The following is a 1,550-nucleotide window of genomic DNA, read 5'->3' as shown; positions in this document are numbered from 1 at the left end:
CCGCCAACGGCACCTACGACAACGACACCGACCGCGCCGCCCTCCAGCAGGAGATCGACCAGCTGAACTCCGAAATCGACCGTATCGCCGAGAGCGCCAACTTCAACGGTATCAAGCTGCTGGACGGCTCCATGGACGCCAACGGCCGCCGGGCTATCACCGAGACCGTGTTTGCCAACTTGACGGGCGGCAGCAACGTGAATGGAACCGCCCAAACGGCTGGCGCCAACAAGGGCTTTGGCGGAGCGAATGCCAAGGGCAGCCTTAAGCTGACCGGATCGAACCTGGGTGGAACTACGGCTCTGCCGGGCAGTAGCGATAAGAGCGTCCGCTATCACGAAGATGCCAAGGCGTCCAGCAAGACTACCTTCGATATCGAGCTGGGCAATATAAATTTTGAGGCCTCTACCGGCGCCAAGCTTGAAGACCTGATCTTCGGTCTGGCTTCTGGTACAAATGCGAAAAATGCGGTAACAGACTCGACCGCAAGCAACGTTCTTTTTGCAGGAGCGACTGGAAATGACGGAATCAAATATTCCGTCACAGCCGGAAATAGCGGCAAGATTACCGGCGAGGATATTGCTTCCGCTGTTATGAAGGCCATTGGCAGTGAGGGCAAGGTCTACGTTGAGACCAGCGGCGACGGCAAACGCATTGAGTACTCTGTTACGCAGGAAGGAAGCAAACTGTCCTTCACTATGACTGACCAGGGATACAACGACGCTGTGGCCAACCAGACCGCGGATGCCACAAAGAACTACTTCCAGGGCAACTTCAACTTCGGAGTAAACCATCAAGCGGATCCCACCGGTACTACCGATGCCGATAACCTTGAGAAGGCTTTCAATAAGGCCGTGGGTGAGATTCAGAACTCCGGTACCTGCAATGTCAACGAAGGAACTTCTCCCGCTGATACCGTCTATGCCGAGGCCCTGATTCGGTTCACTGCCGCCGGTGATGCTAACAATAATAAGATTGCTGACGTAATCAAGGATGGCGCGGGCCTCCAGATTGGCGATGAGTACTATGTCTTCGCCGCCAGCGATGAGGTGTTCAACGGCGAGTATCAGGACAATGTCCATGTGGTGGATATCCGCGACCTCAGCAATATTAGCAATACCGATGGCACCCAGGACGCCGACCTGCGCAAGGCTTTGGACCGCCTGTCCGTTGCCGCCAAGGACAACGAGATGTTCGACGTCCAGGTGGTCAAGGGCGGCAACGCTCTGTGCCTCACCGAGCGCGCCACCTACACTGGCGACGCCAATCTGACCATGAAGGATTACGGCCTGGAGAACCAGATCCGCACCTTCAGCAGCGCCAGCTCTAAGACTGAGGTCCTGAAGGAAGCCGGCAAGGCCCTGACCCTCCAGATTGGCGACACCTCCGAGGACTTCAACCAGCTCAAGGTCAACATCGGTGATATCCACGCCACTGCTCTGGGCGTTGACAAGGTGAGCGTGGCCACTCAGGAGGACGCTCAGGCCGCCATTGACGTAATCAAGAACGCAATCAACCAGGTTTCCTCCATCCGCGGCACTCTGGGCGCG

General features: G+C 56.8%; 1 protein-coding gene. It reads left to right on the top strand.

The features are described 5' to 3' along the window. On the top strand, nt 1–1,550 hold a 1,550-nt coding region (locus tag D1646_RS22905; RefSeq protein WP_243153968.1), incomplete at both ends, for a hypothetical protein.

This window comes from Pseudoflavonifractor sp. 60 (genome assembly GCF_009911645.1).
Taxonomy (GTDB): domain Bacteria; phylum Bacillota; class Clostridia; order Oscillospirales; family Oscillospiraceae; genus Lawsonibacter.
The sequence above is the reverse complement of the archived record's forward strand: the minus strand, read 5'-3'. Positions and strand labels throughout refer to the sequence as shown.